At 31.5% G+C, this 15314-nt stretch carries 15 protein-coding genes and 3 pseudogenes; 3 read left to right on the top strand and 15 right to left on the bottom strand.

Annotation, left to right across the window (positions count from 1 at the left end; all coding sequences use genetic code 11):
• The first annotated feature begins 22 nt into the window (after positions 1-22).
• Positions 23-1648, top strand: a complete 1626-nt coding sequence (locus tag BAU27_RS27275; RefSeq protein WP_139254694.1) for a DnaJ family domain-containing protein — start codon at positions 23-25, stop codon at positions 1646-1648.
• Between the two features lie 78 nt (positions 1649-1726).
• Positions 1727-2542 carry a YwqG family protein gene (locus BAU27_RS27285; RefSeq protein ID WP_071746041.1) on the top strand — a complete coding sequence of 272 codons (816 nt, stop codon included), beginning with the start codon at positions 1727-1729 and terminating at the stop codon, positions 2540-2542.
• A 720-nt stretch (positions 2543-3262) separates the two neighbouring features.
• Here the strand turns inward: BAU27_RS27285 and BAU27_RS27290 are convergent.
• From BAU27_RS27290 to BAU27_RS33080, 3 genes and pseudogenes are all read right to left on the bottom strand, one after another.
• Complete coding sequence (locus BAU27_RS27290) at positions 3263-3658, bottom strand: RidA family protein (RefSeq protein WP_071772608.1); 396 nt, start codon at positions 3656-3658, stop codon at positions 3263-3265.
• Positions 3659-3795: 137 nt separating this feature from the next.
• A pseudogene (locus BAU27_RS33075) lies at positions 3796-4462 on the bottom strand (hypothetical protein).
• Positions 4463-4738: 276 nt separating this feature from the next.
• Positions 4739-5709 (bottom strand): annotated as a pseudogene (locus BAU27_RS33080) (LAGLIDADG family homing endonuclease).
• A 296-nt stretch (positions 5710-6005) separates the two neighbouring features.
• Between BAU27_RS33080 and BAU27_RS27305 the strand changes: the two are divergent.
• A complete protein-coding gene (locus BAU27_RS27305; RefSeq protein ID WP_071772609.1) occupies positions 6006-6968 on the top strand; it encodes an MBL fold metallo-hydrolase in 963 nt (320 codons plus the stop codon).
• Between the two features lie 58 nt (positions 6969-7026).
• On the opposite strand, the gene BAU27_RS32665 is transcribed toward BAU27_RS27305, so the two are convergent.
• The 12 genes and pseudogenes from BAU27_RS32665 to BAU27_RS33085 form a co-directional block, all read right to left on the bottom strand.
• On the bottom strand, positions 7027-7218 hold the full coding sequence (locus tag BAU27_RS32665) for a hypothetical protein (RefSeq protein ID WP_071772610.1): 192 nt from the start codon (positions 7216-7218) through the stop codon (positions 7027-7029).
• Positions 7219-7308: 90 nt separating this feature from the next.
• The gene (locus BAU27_RS27315) at positions 7309-8229 is read right to left on the bottom strand and encodes a hypothetical protein (RefSeq protein WP_071772611.1); all 921 of its coding nucleotides are present in this window, start codon (positions 8227-8229) and stop codon (positions 7309-7311) included.
• A gap of 49 nt (positions 8230-8278) precedes the next feature.
• Positions 8279-8815, bottom strand: coding sequence for an NUDIX hydrolase (locus tag BAU27_RS27320; RefSeq protein WP_071772612.1), 537 nt, complete (start codon positions 8813-8815; stop codon positions 8279-8281).
• A gap of 22 nt (positions 8816-8837) precedes the next feature.
• A complete protein-coding gene (gene dnaN / locus BAU27_RS27325; RefSeq protein WP_071772613.1) occupies positions 8838-9968 on the bottom strand; it encodes a DNA polymerase III subunit beta in 1131 nt (376 codons plus the stop codon).
• A 30-nt stretch (positions 9969-9998) separates the two neighbouring features.
• Positions 9999-10442 (bottom strand): NUDIX hydrolase, encoded by a 444-nt coding sequence (locus BAU27_RS27330; RefSeq protein ID WP_071772614.1) that lies wholly within the window; start codon positions 10440-10442, stop codon positions 9999-10001.
• A 187-nt stretch (positions 10443-10629) separates the two neighbouring features.
• Positions 10630-11046 (bottom strand): GNAT family N-acetyltransferase, encoded by a 417-nt coding sequence (locus BAU27_RS27335; RefSeq protein WP_071746048.1) that lies wholly within the window; start codon positions 11044-11046, stop codon positions 10630-10632.
• A 261-nt stretch (positions 11047-11307) separates the two neighbouring features.
• On the bottom strand, positions 11308-12516 hold the full coding sequence (locus tag BAU27_RS27340) for an L-lactate MFS transporter (RefSeq protein ID WP_071746049.1): 1209 nt from the start codon (positions 12514-12516) through the stop codon (positions 11308-11310).
• A 282-nt stretch (positions 12517-12798) separates the two neighbouring features.
• Entirely contained in the window at positions 12799-12942 is a 144-nt protein-coding gene (locus BAU27_RS32540) for a hypothetical protein (RefSeq protein WP_002013225.1), read from the bottom strand.
• A 31-nt stretch (positions 12943-12973) separates the two neighbouring features.
• Positions 12974-14002 carry a serine hydrolase domain-containing protein gene (locus tag BAU27_RS27350; protein ID WP_071772615.1) on the bottom strand — a complete coding sequence of 343 codons (1029 nt, stop codon included), beginning with the start codon at positions 14000-14002 and terminating at the stop codon, positions 12974-12976.
• A 110-nt stretch (positions 14003-14112) separates the two neighbouring features.
• Entirely contained in the window at positions 14113-14382 is a 270-nt protein-coding gene (locus tag BAU27_RS27355) for a heterocycloanthracin/sonorensin family bacteriocin (RefSeq protein WP_071746051.1), read from the bottom strand.
• A 199-nt stretch (positions 14383-14581) separates the two neighbouring features.
• Positions 14582-15028: an NUDIX domain-containing protein gene (locus tag BAU27_RS27360; protein ID WP_071772616.1), complete on the bottom strand. Its 447-nt coding sequence runs from the start codon at positions 15026-15028 to the stop codon at positions 14582-14584.
• 35 nt (positions 15029-15063) lie between these two features.
• Positions 15064-15177, bottom strand: a pseudogene (locus BAU27_RS33085) (cytochrome C biogenesis protein); the annotation flags it as partial.
• Positions 15178-15314 lie beyond the last annotated feature (137 nt).

Below are 15314 nucleotides of genomic sequence, written 5' to 3' on the forward strand. Positions count from 1 at the left end.
GAAATACAAAGGAGGAAGATGGGTGACTTCAATAACTAGTCCTAAGTTAGAGGAGCTTAATAATCAATTAAAGAATGGAAACGAGAAAGCTTTGTATACTTTTTTGCATGAAATAAAGTCGAATAATACGCCACTAATAGAACAATGTCCTGTAGATAGTCAGTATAGTCTTATAACGTATATTTGGTTAGGGGATCGAAAAACTGAAACCGTTTATGTATTCGGCAGTTTTCCTGGTTGGGATCTGTCTGTAAATCAATTAAAACGATTGTTACAGACAGATATTTGGTATCAAACGTTTAGGACGGATAAGAGTTTTATTTCAACGTACTATTTTTCAGTAAACGATGTTTTCGAAAATGATTGGATAAAGCGTAGTGAACAGTACCAACTAGACCAATTTAATGGAAATACATTTGGAGAAGGTGCTAATAGAGCGTCTGTGTTAAGCATAGGGATGAAAGTGCAGTATAGCAGTCGTTTCCCTTCAAATCATTATCCATCTGGAAAAATTGAAACACATTCTTTTCATAGTACGATTTTAAATAACACACGTAGAATTCATATTTATACGCCTCATGATTATTCTCACACTTCACATCTTCAAGAACTTCTCATTGTGTTTGATGGGAATTCATTCATTAATAACTTTTCAATCGAAAGAACACTCAATTATTTAATTCACGCAAAAAAAAACCCTTCTTGTATTGCTGTTGCTATAGAACCAGTTAATCGGCTAGAAGAACTAACTTATAACGATAAAATGAATGCGTTTTTAACGGAGGAATTACTTCCGTGGATCCAGGCGAAGTATCGAGTGCATCAAGAAGCCAAACATACAACAATTGCTGGTTTCAGTCTTGGTGGCTTAGCAGCTTTTTATGCAGCGCTTCAAAATCCACACATTTTCGGGAACGTGTTGTCAATGTCTGGATCCGTGCATTGGAAAAAGGATGCCTATGAAAATAAAATTCCTTGGATTGAAAATCAAATTTCATCTATAAATTCCAATACGAGTCAACCTCATTTTTACATAGCAGCAGGAGAACTCGAAAACAAACCTCTTTTAACGGCTAATAGGAGCCTGTACAAAGCTTTAAAAGAAAAAGAGTACCAAATTACTTATGAAGAGTTTCAAGGCGGACATGACAGTGTGTGGTGGCGAGAAAAGTTATTTGATGGATTGATAGCATTGAAACATACAAAAACAACGCTAAAAAATGAAAAGGGGAATGAATCTATGAATCAAGATGAACTAGATAAAAACCTTAAAAAACAAGAGATTTTAGTAAAAGATGAGAAAGTTTGGTCCTATACGTATGAGGATCATATTAGTTCTATCGTTAAAGAAGCAGAAAAGAAAGGGTCTTTTGATAATTTACCCGGTAAAGGGAAACCTCTTAATCTTGATAAAGACCTTTCGTACAATCCTGAAAAGCAATTGTATAGAACTTTGAAAAATAATCATGTTTTACCTAGGTGGATTGAAATTTCAAAGGAAATTGATGATTTAAAAGAAAGACTAAAAGAAAATACAAATATTACAGAAGCAGCGGATTTAATTCGAACTATTAATAAAAAGGTTTTAGAACATAATTTAATTTGTCCACCAAGTGCGCAAAAAACAAGGGTGAAAACGGATTTTTAACAATTTTTAATTAAGCTATCTCATGCTATATAATTAAGTAAGGCATTTTCAATTCATTATTAAAGGGAGGTAAATGTGATGAAGAATACATATCAGCTTCAATTACCGAAAGAACTAGAACAGTATCGAACAAGTTTAGAAGAAAGTGTAAAACCGTATATTAAAGTGTCTGGAACGCTAGCAGAGACAACTCTTTTTGAAAGTAAGTTTGGCGGTTATCCGTATTTACCTATAAATCAAGAGCATCCTAAAGACTCAAACGGACAACCTATGATGTTACTTGCGCAGTTGAATTTTGAAGAAATGCCGCATATTGAATCCATGCCTCAAAACGGACTGTTACAATTTTTCGTAAGTGCTGATGATGAGCTTTTTGGAATAGATCTCGATCATCCAACAAGCCAAAACGACTTTCGAATTATTTATCATTCTACAATAACGGCAGATTTAACTAAGGTTATTACTGATTTTAATTATTTAAATACTTTAGCTTTAGAGCATTTTATCATACCTGAAGCAGCTAAACTAAAATTTGAATTGGATTACCAACCAGTAACATCAAGAGATTATCGATTTGAAAAGATTTTTAGTGATATCATTGATTGGGGAGAAATCGTTGATGAAGAAAATGAAACAGAATTAGGCGAACTATATGATGATTTATGTGAAAATTACGGGCATAAAATTGGTGGCTATCCGTTTTTCACACAGACAGATCCGAGGGAATGGGAAGAAAAATACCAACAACATGATATATTATTGTTGCAAATCGATACAGACAATTTATTAAATATTATGTGGGGAGATTCTGGTGTTGCTAATTTCTTTATACGCAAGGAAGATTTATTAAACTTAGATTTTTCTAACGTTATATACAATTGGGATTGTTACTAAAAGATATAAATAATAGCAAACTAAAAATCTTCCTGAAGGTGAGGAGGATTTTTTTATGTTAAAAATAAACATTATGTTAACTAGAGTGCGAAATGATATGTGCAATAAAAGTCAAGTATAAATACAAAAAATAACAACAAGAAAATATAAAATTATAAAGTGTATGTAATTAGCAATAAATCGATACAGTAAAACATAAAATGAAATTTATAATCTAGATTTTGTATAGAAAAATTATTTCGCATAAAAATTTATTGCTGATCAAAAATATTTTTGAGTCGCTAAATGATACATCGATAATCGATTTAAATATGCTGTGATTCATTGATATAAAAATAGACGATATAAACTGTAGAAATTCATTTAGATAAGACTTTGTGTAAATCTCATTAAAAATCTCCGTTTCGTCTCATTAAGTATAGTTTACTTGGTTTTTGATACCTGAGATTACTTTGTTTCAGTAACTGCCTATAATATATATTATGTTAACTAATTAAAAATAATAAACTTATTATATGTTAGTTATTGTTATTGGGCTCCCCTTTTCTTGGGATTCATTCTGTGTGATGGATTGTGTGGTTATTTGTTTTTGTTTTATAAGTTGTTGATGATAATGTCTCCAGATATAAATGATATTTAAGACAATAAGAAATACAATTCGTTTAAAATAAACGCATTAAACGAATTGTATGGATATGATTTAATAACAAGTTTTTAAAATTAGTTTGCTACAGCAATTGCTTCGATTTCAATTAATAAGTTATCGTTAATTAACTTTCTAACTTCTACAGCTGAACTTGCTGGTGGATTGTTAGTATCGATGTATTGGTCTTGTATATCTCTAACGATGGCCATTTGAGAAATATCTGTTAAGAAAAATGTTAATTTTACTACATCATTAAATTTTAATTCCGAAGTTTCTAATGCACTTTTAATATTTTCGAATACTTGTCGCGTTTGTGTAGCTAAATCATCAATGCCAACTATTTGACCATCAGTATTGATCGCTACTTGTCCAGATATGTAAATTGTTCGTTTAGCGTTATTGACCTCGACTATATGAGAATATCCGAAAGTTGCTGGCATTGTTTCTGGATTGATAAATTTCTTTTGCATGGCTCTTCTCTCCTTTTAATATCTTTTTTTCTTTATATTAGGTTTTTATTTTGGATTATCCTCTATTTACTAATTATTGTCTATACATTCAGCTGCTACATACGCAAAAGTATATTAGTCACTTTAATTTAAAGTTTTTAATAGATTATGTACGTTTGATTTTTTTGAGCGCTTGTTATAATTACGCCTTTTGTATTAATTCTTCAGTTACTTTTGTATAGAAAAAAGTGATACCACCAAATAAAAAATTCTTCGTAAGTTATTTCTTTTGAGTATCTGCTGCTTGCAAAGTATTCTTTTAAAGGCTTCTCATTTTCTTTATATAATAAAATCAAATCTTCACTGATCGCGTTCGCGATTTCGTTAAGTATAGATAAGTCTGCGGCTGTAAACACTGGGATAACAGGTTGTGAATTTTTATACTTGTCTATCTGCTGCTACAAAATTTTCACGATGCTATTTCGTATAATTTATATCGATAATAGCATCGTGAAAATATTCTTCAAACGTTTCTTTATTCGCAGTTATTAAATTCAAAGTTGTATATCGAGTGTTTCCATAAAAACCAATTTGATTAGAATACTTTTCAATTATGTTAAGTGTAGGTTTAATTAGAGGCTCACATAGGTTATACTGCTTTTCTCCTTCATTAGCTGTTATAACCATACATGTTGGATAGTAACTCCCTTCTGTTTTTTTCAATAAACCTTCTAGTTCTAATGCGTGCATTTGTTTTTCGAATTCCTCGTTAGTCCAATTTGGCTTTGTTTTTATAGCATTTGATTTTATACCCAGATGGAGCATTACAAGTAAATATTGAAGGTTTGTTCCGCTTATTTTTAAAGTTGGATAATTGTCACCTTATGAAATCATTTTTGTCTCATAAGTTGTTTTAAGTATTTTTTCCGGAGTATAATTAGCAAGCATTTTAAAATCCCTCCTTTTTTAGTAATTTAATTGTAAAATCTATGTATTTACTATGTTCTATAAATAAAAATAAGTATCCTTTTATGATTTCAATTTAAAAACCTTCGTATGGCTAAGCTAATACCTATACTAAGGTTATCTAGAATTCTAAATTTAGTTAATGCTATTTGGATTTGTCAAATTAAGTTGTTCATACTCTGTTTTAAATTGATTATCATTTTTTAACCAACGTTTAAAAGTTGATTCGCTTAGTTCTAAATTAGAACCAGCTGTAGCATTACATTTAGTTTTCATATATTCTTTAAGGAAATTTCGTTTTCTTTGTTTAACGGCAGTTTGAGTTTGTTTTAGTTTTCGATCTTGTAATTGGTCTAAACTTAGATTTTTTTTCTGAAATACTTCATATTTTCTATGCAAATAAATATCTTTGTCTTTATAAATCCAATTTGAAAATAGTTATATTGATTTTCTTCCGGATAAAATGACGCGATAATGTTTATTTTGATCTAGTAAATCGGCTGGTAAATTGTGATTTTGTAGTATTTGATTTAAAGAGTTCATAACTAACTGTATAAGCTTCATAATTGACGTAACCATCTCCATCAAAATACCCACGAACAAAATGATGTAAAAATTCTTCTGGTACGAAAGGAAATTCAATGTTAAATGATTTGCATGGCATGATTCCGTGTATGTTCATAATGTCGTCTTTTATTGTTTTGCTATTAATATTTAGCATGTATACACCTGTTTTTTTGTTTTGGTAAAGTGGTTGGTTTGTGTGTAGTTCTTTTTTTATATCTTCTAAAATAGCACTTTCTTTTTGTGAGATACTGACACATTGGTTTTTTTTGTATTACACCATCTGCTGCTATAAACCCTAAAATATAAGCCATGTTATTTGACCACGTTTTAAAATAATCTTCTTTTAAGTCATACTTTCTCTTCCAGCTCCCTATAGCTCGCCTTGGTACGTAATTGTCTTTTAAAACCATACGAATATACCTTGCAGACACGTTAGCAAGCATAGCAATTTCTGAGTTACTCTTCCCTTCTGCATACAGATGAATGATTTCAGATTTTGATAGTTTACATTTTGATTTCTTTTTTCTCTCTATTTGCACTTACATCCTCTCCTTCCTTTTGTTAATTAGAGACATATTTGCTTCTATAACATACAACGAAACGTATGTTCTTCGATGCTTATAAGAGGAAATTTACTAAATTAAAATAATTTACATTTACTTCATATTGGTTTTATCTGCTGCTGAATGAATCTCATTTTATATATATAAATAATAAATATGTCAAATTAATGAAATGTACTGCATTTAAGATGAAAGGTAAAATGATATAGTTTAAACTACAAATAGCTACAATAACAACATACGTATATTGTTAAACGTAAAAAGGAGAACTAATGAAAAAGAAATATACAAATCAAATTCATACTGATATGAGTTTTAAACCAAAAGATATTATAGGTTTAATGACTGATTACTTTAAAATGAAAACAAAGCTGCGTCCTATAAAGCATTTACCTATCGTTTTATCAAATAAAGATAATGAATCTTTAGAGAGTGTTACATGGTTTGGCCATTCTGCTTCTCTTTTAAAAATAGAAGGTAAAAAACTGTTATTAGACCCTATGCTTGGAGATGCCTCTTCCCCGTTCCCTGTTTTTAATAGTAAACGTTATAGTGGTGCTTTTTCTTTAGAACGTGAAGATCTTCAGGAAATTGATGCGATTATCATTTCGCATAATCACTATGATCATTTAAATTACAAAAGTATTATGCAGTTAAAAGATTGTGCAAAGCATTTTTATGTTCCGACTGGAGTTGCACGTTATCTTATTAAATGGGGTGTTTCACCTAATAAAATTAGTGAGCATAATTGGTGGGATGAAATTACGTTTGATAATATTAAGTTAGTTTGCGCTCCTGCAAGGCATTTCTCCGGACGAAGTATGACTGATAAAGATCGTTCTTTATGGTGTTCATGGCTTATTCTTGGTCAAGAAACGAAGGTTTTCTTTAGTGGCGATAGTGGCTATGCTCCGCACTTTAAGGAGATTGGTAATAAATACGGTCCGTTTGATCTTACTTTAATGGAATGTGGACAATATGATGCGAGATGGTCTGCTATTCATATTTTGCCAGAAGAAACCGTACAAGCTCATATTGACGTTAAAGGAGAATTACTTCTTCCGATTCATTGGGGTGCTTTTACGTTAGCATTACATGAATGGAGTGATCCTATTGAACGTGTTACGAAAGAAGCAAATCGTTTAAGGGTTAATATTGCAACGCCACAAATCGGTGAAGCTATTACGTTAAAATCTAAAGGTTATCCTACGTCAACTTGGTGGAGAGAAGTATAATTATAATAAAAAGCGAACCGATTAAATATTGATGGTTCGCTTTTTATTCATTTATGACTCATCTATTAAAATTCTTTGTTTTATCTACTGGAATTGCATTTTTCATCTTTTCTGTTGTCCAATATCCTGTAGGGTCTTCTATATCGTTTGAATCTTGAATAGCAGATGGGATACCGGGGGCTTTTTTTAGTTGAGTAAGGGTATCTTTTTCGCTAGAGGCTGCCAATGCTAAGTAAATAATTAAGGGCATTATAATGATACTAGTTATATATACCCAAAATAAGTGATTTCCTTTTTTCGTGAGCTCCTCCTTCTATTACATACTAATCTCCCCTAATTACTACTTTACTATATTTGCCTTCCCGCTATCTAAAACTCTGCTTGTCGGCACAGAGGTAATATCAATGGTTGTGTTCATGCTCTTATCAGTTAGTTCAATGAGTTCGTTTTCGTGATTAATTTTCTGTAAATCCCACACCATTCCATTGAATTCGTTATGCTGTCCACTTACCCTTAAAATGTTTTTTGTTTTACTTGACGGTTGTATTTGTAGATTTGTAAATTGATTCCCGCTAATCTCATTTGGTGTAGTTAAATTACTATCCATATAAATCATATTCACACAATCCTCTAGAGAGAAGTTCATAAAACGGTTGGCATTTATCCAGGTATGTCCAGATTTCGGTTTTTTCGCTATTAATTTTAACCCTGTTTCCATTCCTGCTACTTTAATGTTATCGAAGTTAATAAAGGAGATTTCATTTTCTTTTCCACCAGTGAATAAAGAAATTCCTGTTCCTTTATTTGTTTCGGCCCAATTTATAATATTTATATCTTTTATTTGTGTTTTGTTCCAAGTGTTATAATACTTATTTTTACCATCTAAATATATAACTTCAGAATTAAATTTAGGATCATTGATAGCTATGTACGCTCCTTCAATCGAAGCATTTTTTTCTAGTTCCAATACCCTAAAGTTTCCCTCAACAACAAATTGTGTACCATAACCGAATAATAATTTAACACCTTGCTTAACGATGATTGGTGAAGTGACTTTATATTTTTTATCATCGAGCAAAACCGTTTTAATTTTACTTGATTCTGCTTTATTAATGGCTGCTTGAATTTTATATGAATCATTTTTACCTTTAAAGTCCTCAACGAACAATTTATCATTTTGAACTGAACTTTCTTTATTGTAATGAAAAAAAGCGAAAATAATTAGAACGATACCTAAGAGTAAAGCGATTATTTTCTTCATAATACTCACCCTCACGTTAAATTTTATCTTTAGTTTCACTTCGACTACATTAGCTATTTTCTGTTACTGCTTGCACTAATTTATGTATTGAATCTATTGGGGTCGTCTGCTTAGCTAATTCTTTATTTTTATACTCTACTAATTTATGATTTGATAAAATGCAAGAGTGTTCTAATATTAATTCATTATAAAGTACTTCAGTCAAAAATTTAGGTATCATCTCTCCTACGCCGTAATTATAGTCACTTAAAATCCAAGATACCTCTTTCCAATCTAGAATTCCTTCTGAGACTTTTTTTGGAGTGTGATATGTAAATTCATTAAGTAGCTCAACTAGATAGACATATATGCCACCAGAATATGAGGAATCTTCCCATTTAATAATGCCTTTAAATTGAATTTGATTTTGTTCCACATCTATATTTGTTTCTTCTTTTATTTCACGAATTGCATTTTCTAACGGTGTTTCTCCATTTTCTATCTTCCCTCCTACACCGTTCCATAATCCTTTTACAGGATCATATTCTCTATTTAGCATAAGTATTTCTTCATTTCTTTTTATAAAACATAAAGTATGCTTGTACATTTTTTAATTCATTCCTTTGTTCTTAAGAAGTTCTAACAGGTGATATTAAATATACTGCTGCAGATTGTTCACCTGATTCAATTAAAATAGGTCTCATAGAACCACCAAAACTTAAAGTAACTCTATCTTCTTTTATTGCTTTTAAAGTATCGACCATATATCGTCCATCAAAAGATATATTTAATTGCTTTTCACCGTGAATAGTATCTATTTGTTGTGTCTCGGATATTTTACCAATCTGAGAAGCATTAGAAGAGATTTGTATTGTGAATTCGTCGATGATCTCTAAGTTAACGTTGTTGTTTGCCCATTCACTAGCTAATAAACTTGACCGTTCTACACCTTGTAAAATCTGTTTTCTATCTATATTAATAACCGTTTGGGATTCATTTGGAATTAAGCCAGATATATTAGGATATTTCCCTTCAATAAGCCTTGAATACAACGTAATTGTACCGAATTTAAAAATAATATGACTCTCTGAAAGATATATGTATACTAAATTTGAATTACTGTTCATTAATTTTAGTAGTTCACTAATAGTGGAACTTGGTACAATACAATTTAATTCCGCATGTGAAGAAATGGGTATTTCACGTAAAGCCAGTCTATGAGAATCAGTAGCAGCACAAATTAATTTGTTATGATCAATAACGAAATGTACGCCAGTAAGAACGGGTCTAGATTCATTTTTAGCAGCTGCAAAGACAGTTTGTTTAAATACTTCAATCAACTGTTCCATTTCTACTTGTATTTCTGCATGATCGTCTATAAATGGTACATTCGGAAATTCGTTCGCCGAGAATCCATTTAAGTTTAAAGTAATTTCATCAGATTGGATTGTAATCAACTGCTCATTCATACTTTTTATTAAAATCTCACTTGGCATTTTCTTAATAATTTCAATGAAATACTTTGCTGGTACAACAATACTCCCTGCTTTTAAAATAGTTGCAATTTGTTCGTCTTCAATTGAAATAGGTATAAATTTTTCAATGAAAATATTCGAATTACTTGCGATTAAAGTAATTCCGGATGGATCTGCTGTTATTTTTATTCCGGATAATATAGGAATTAAATTTTTTGTTGAGATAGCTTTACTTACTTCTGAAAGAGCTTGTGTAAATTGTTTGTGATTAACGATAAACTCCATTTTTCCCCCGCCTTAAATGAAATACTATCTTTATGAAGATTGATGAATAATAGTTCCATTAAAAATATAAGGAACTGTTTCTTTCTTTTGTAAAAGGCTTTTTAAGTGTTCTGGTATACGTAAATAAGGTTCTGCTTTATGTAATTCCATCCAGATAATTTCTTCAATTTCTTTTGGTCTTGATATACAGATTTCCCCTCCGATTATTTCTCCTAAAAAATTAAAGAAGATTGCATGATGTCCCCTTTCCTCAAAAAACGCTTCACTAATGGAACAAACCCCTTTTACGGATATATCTAGTCCAGTTTCTTCTTTTACTTCACGAACTGTTGCCTCTTCTAACGTTTCACCTAATTTAACTGCTCCACCTGGTAAAGTGTAATAAGAGCCATTTTCCCCTTTGTTTTTAACCATTAAAAGCTTTTCGTGAGTTTCATTGTATAACAGCGCGTATGTAACATTCACCTTTTTCATATTTAATCCCCTTCAATGATACGAATTTTCTGTCTTTATTTCATTCTATCATTAAATGGTTTTTATTCACAAAAAAGAAAAAGAACATGTTTTGAAAAAGAATAATCAAAACACATCCACTAAATGTTAAAAAATCGATTCGGTTAAAAAATACCAAGCAATAGCAACTATAAATTTAATATGTTTTTTACAACCTTTTTTCTAAATAATAGTGATGATGTCCTTTAGGATGATCTTTACTGACTCCGATCACTTTGTATCCATGTTTTTTATAAAAGTTTGGAGCTTGGAAACTAAAAGTGTCTAAGTTTATAAGCCGACATTCTTTTTCGATTGCAAATTCTTCAATAAGTTTCATTAATTTGCTGCCATAGCCTTCGTGTCTATATTCTTCAGACACCCACAGAAAGTCAATATGCAAGTGATGCCAAAAAGTTATCGCTGTTACCCCTCCGATTATTTCTTCTTTTTCATTCCTTACTATAAAACTTACCTTTTCTGAAGGTGTTTTCTCTTCATTTGAAAGATGTTTTTGGTTATATTCAATTACTTTCTCACTTATGTAATCACTATCTTCTTGAATCCATTGTTTTTGAATTTTCATTTTCAGTATCACGCACCTTTTTATATTTACGTAATCTATTCAATTTAATAATTAAATTATCCTGTCTTTATTAATAGTAGGTTACGTAATAAGTAAAGGGTGAAGTGCAGATATTTTGAGTGGAGACTCTAATTGTAATTAATAGTAATTATCCTTTTTACATGGTTTTATTTTGATGTGGAGTACATTGTTTACACATTATCTTATAATGTAAAGATAACCTTTTAAAAAGAGCCCCTGCATAAGGACTCTTTCTTAGCATTAAGCTATTTTTCGATTTAACGATTGTATTTCCTTCTCCTTTTCTGCATTTGGAGGGCGGATTACTATAGAGATAACGAAAGATATTACACATAGAACACCTATTGTAATGAAGGTTGGTTGAAATCCGCCAAGTAGTGCTCCAATGAATGATCCTGCAAGTGCACCAAATCCGAAACCTTGGTAAACAATCCCATAGTTTGTACTATGGTTTTTTAATCCGAAGAAGTCCCCGACAATGGCTGGGAATATAGTAATATTACCACCAAAGCAAAAGGCAACACTTGCTACACAAGCAAAATAAATCCCGTAATTTAGCGGAATAAAACTTAAAGTGAAGACGGACAATCCAATAATAATAAATGTAGCAGAGACGATTTTTAATCGGCCTATTTTATCTGATAACGTTCCGAGAATAATTCTACCTATTGTATTAAAGATTGCGATCATTGCGACGGCATTTGCGGCAGTCGCTGCACTAAGGCCGACGAGCTGCACCCCAATGTCTTTTACCATACCGATTAAATACAGTCCGCCCATACATGATGTAAATAGCATGAAAAATAAGAGATATACTTGTTTTGTTTTCATCATTTCACGCGGCGTATAATCATTGTGTAATGTTTCAGTTACAGTGTTACTTACAATTGCTTCACGTAAGAAGAATGATCCTGTCAACACTAAAAGTAAGACGATAATACCCCAATATAAAAATGCTTGTGATACTCCAAGACTGTTGATAAGATTTCCGTTTATATATCTAAAGATTAAGCTTCCCATTCCATATGCCGAAACAGATATACCAGAAATAAGCCCTTTACGGTTTGGAAACCATTTAATTAAATTAGATAGTGAGGTAATATACGCTGTTCCATCAGCATATCCAACGACAACACCAGCTAATAAATAAAGTAATGGTAATGAGGAAACTTGTGAACTAAGTATTAAACCGAGTCCTAAAACAATTCCTGCAGTAGCGATTAGTTTACGGAGTCCAAATTTTTGTTGTAGCTTTCCTGCAAATAGAGTTGAGAATGATAAAGAAAAACTCGTAATTGAGAAAGTAATCGCGACTGAATTGAGGTTCCATCCAAACTTACTTACAAGGGGTTGATTAAATAAACTCCATGTGTAAATTGTTCCTAGGCCAATTTGAACAATGATTGTACCTAGAACAATTAGCAACGGATTTATAGATGATTGTTTCATACTAACTGTCCCCTTCTTTTATCATGACATGAATTTTCACAATTAGTATATCCATGATAAATTGCACGATACCGTACGGAAAATGGAAATTAAGTTAGTTTACACAAAAAAGACACTTCATCAAGAAGTGCCTTTTTTTAGGTTATATACAGATGTATTTAAAGAAAGCTTTGTTAAGATAAGACATTTTCAAATGCTTATGTACATATGTTATCAAATAATTTGCGGAAAGTGATGAGACTTAAGACGTATTTTTCTTTCATAAATAAGTCGGAGAGAAAATTAATATTCAATTTCCTCGAAATCTTTCGGCTGCGGTACAGTTTGCATATTTGCTGCATCTTTCGGATCGCTATAAATCGCGTTTTGTTCTGTGTTTACATCCTTTATATTTTGCTTTTTATTTTTATTCACTTCATTTTTCATTAAAGTTCACTCCTTTTTATTATAGGAGTAGTTATGCCCTAACCGTATTATTTTTACTGCTACTAAATGTATCAGTGACTAAATTGCTAAATTCACGTAAATAATATAAATAATTATCCCCACCATAGTTGTATCTTTTATTGTACATTTTAGCAACGACGACATTATATTCTGGAATGACTAATATCGTGGGTCCTGTAATTCCTAATATTTGATAGGAACCTTTCGGAACTCGCTCACCAAGTTCGCTAAATAAAGCAGGTTCATTTTGAACGAACCAAAATAATCCGTTTTGAGGTAGTTCTTTATTTTTATACGCTGGACTTTGTAAGCTCGTAGCAAGTTCTATAACTTCTTTTGGCACAATTTGTTTACCATCTAAGAACCCGTTATTTAAATGCAGGTTCCCCCAGTATGCAAGTTCTCTCGCAGAGACAAACAAATTTTTCTCGGAGCCGTCATCTACTGCACCGACACTTTCTATAGCATCTTCATTTGGATTTACAATAACCTTAACTAAATTTTCATTATGTTCTATTCTCCATCCAGTTTCATTGAAGTTGGCAGGTAGGAATACACGCTCCTTTAATAATTCAGGAAAACTCTTATTATACAGCTGATAAATAAGCTGCGTTACCATTCTTACATTAATATCTCTGTACGCCCAAGCTTGTCCCGATTCAAATTCACGAAAAACTGTCCCCTCATCGTTTTCATTTAAACCGTGTGAATGAGTTACTAAGTGTCTTATCGTTGTCTTACCAAGTAATGAAGGATCATGTTTTTTAAAATAATTTACTGCCTCGTCATCAAGAGATTTTATTTTCCCCTCATAAACTGCATAAGCTACCATTAATCCTAAATAGCTTTTTCTTGCGGAAGCGACATTGAACTGTGAAGATATGTTTATTTTTTTACTAGTAGGAGTATTTGAATGCTTTCCACTATAGTGCTCTAGTACAATTTTATTATCTTTCATAATACAAAGTGCAGCCGCAGAACTTTGATTAGTTTCTTTAATATTTTCTACCCATGAAATTAATTTCTCATATTTGTACAAATAAGTTCCCCCTAAAATGAAAACGAAAAAATGATAGCATGAAAGAAAAGCGTTAACACAACATAAACTGGTATTTACACTTTTCTTTCATATGAAATATTATTCTGTACTTAAATAATCCACCAGCTCCAGCAATTAGAACAGCTGAAACAACCAACACAGCCAACACAACCTACACAACCACCGCAACGTCCGCCGCCACAACCACCACAGCGACCACCACAGCCACCACAACGTCCACCGCATCCGCCACAACGACGTGCATCGTCTTGGATGTAATAATATGGATATTGATTTTGTTGCTGATCCCAATACACAACATTACCAGGTTGATAATCATTAAGGTTTAATGCTTGTAGTTCTTGTTGAAACTCATTCATTATGAAACCCTCCATTTACAAATGTAAATTCCGTCCATACTTTTAACTTTATTTACTTTTAAAAACAAAGTAGAAATAAGGCTATAGACTAAATGCGTACATCAACAAAATATGACTTTACACTAGGTGATGTACCTTGTTTATGAGCCTATTTTCTTTATATTCTTTTAGTGGATGTAATTAATATAAATAGAGTCAATTAAAAGTTACTAATCCAGCAAGTTAATAGTTCATCACTTAATTTTCTTTCTAGTAATTCTTTTACTGAAGGTGCCGGCATTATTATATAAGAATTTATGTTTTCTTTATTAAAATCAATCCAGTGAAATGCTAAATGGGACTCTTTAGATATTGGAGTAAAATCAGATTTCAATTCATTAGAATCTATTTCAAAAATGTGGTTAATTTCATGGTGGAGAGTTTCTTTAGCTTGCCATTTATTTTCTATGACGCCTAAAAATTGTTTTATACTGCATGTTATTCCAAGTTCTTCGCGTAACTCTCTTATTAGTGCATTCTCTGCTGATTCCCCAATCTCAACATGGCCACCGGGTAAAAAATAGTGATGTCCTATGTATTCAGCAACTAGTAATTTTTCATCTTTTATCATGATTGCTCGTACAATATGATGGAATTTACTTTTCATTTCGTATTCCTCCTAATCATTCACTTTATACTTGCTCAAAAATTGTCATTTAAAAGCGGGATAATATAAATCATAGGTGTATCATATGGATGAACATTATGAATAACTGCAAGTGTGAATTTTACATGTTCGCGTTTACAATTTAATTGAAACTAATAATCTTGATAAACGATTCTAAAAAAGAGTATGTTTATGAAAATAAATCATCAAAACATACTCTTAATATTTTTAGTTGATTCATTCTTTTACAAAAAGGTTTGATTAGCCCTATTCTTCGCGGACTCAA

The sequence above is a fragment of the Bacillus sp. NH11B genome (genome assembly GCF_001884205.1).
GTDB lineage: Bacteria > Bacillota > Bacilli > Bacillales > Bacillaceae_G > Bacillus_A > Bacillus_A proteolyticus.

Bases quoted from the DNA above. Each gene is read 5' to 3' on its own strand.
- BAU27_RS32665 (WP_071772610.1), bottom strand. From the start codon at position 7,218: ATGCCCTTAATTATTTACTTAGCATTGGCAGCCTCTAGCGAAAAAGAT.
- BAU27_RS27285 (WP_071746041.1), top strand. From the start codon at position 1,727: ATGAAGAATACATATCAGCTTCAATTACCGAAAGAACTAGAACAGTAT.
- BAU27_RS27360 (WP_071772616.1), bottom strand. From the start codon at position 15,028: ATGAAAAGTAAATTCCATCATATTGTACGAGCAATCATGATAAAAGAT.
- BAU27_RS27320 (WP_071772612.1), bottom strand. From the start codon at position 8,815: ATGTACAAGCATACTTTATGTTTTATAAAAAGAAATGAAGAAATACTT.
- dnaN (WP_071772613.1), bottom strand. From the start codon at position 9,968: ATGGAGTTTATCGTTAATCACAAACAATTTACACAAGCTCTTTCAGAA.
- BAU27_RS27305 (WP_071772609.1), top strand. From the start codon at position 6,006: ATGAAAAAGAAATATACAAATCAAATTCATACTGATATGAGTTTTAAA.
- BAU27_RS27355 (WP_071746051.1), bottom strand. From the start codon at position 14,382: ATGAATGAGTTTCAACAAGAACTACAAGCATTAAACCTTAATGATTAT.
- BAU27_RS27330 (WP_071772614.1), bottom strand. From the start codon at position 10,442: ATGAAAAAGGTGAATGTTACATACGCGCTGTTATACAATGAAACTCAC.
- BAU27_RS27315 (WP_071772611.1), bottom strand. From the start codon at position 8,229: ATGAAGAAAATAATCGCTTTACTCTTAGGTATCGTTCTAATTATTTTC.
- BAU27_RS32540 (WP_002013225.1), bottom strand. From the start codon at position 12,942: ATGAAAAATGAAGTGAATAAAAATAAAAAGCAAAATATAAAGGATGTA.
- BAU27_RS27290 (WP_071772608.1), bottom strand. From the start codon at position 3,658: ATGCAAAAGAAATTTATCAATCCAGAAACAATGCCAGCAACTTTCGGA.
- BAU27_RS27335 (WP_071746048.1), bottom strand. From the start codon at position 11,046: ATGAAAATTCAAAAACAATGGATTCAAGAAGATAGTGATTACATAAGT.
- BAU27_RS27340 (WP_071746049.1), bottom strand. From the start codon at position 12,516: ATGAAACAATCATCTATAAATCCGTTGCTAATTGTTCTAGGTACAATC.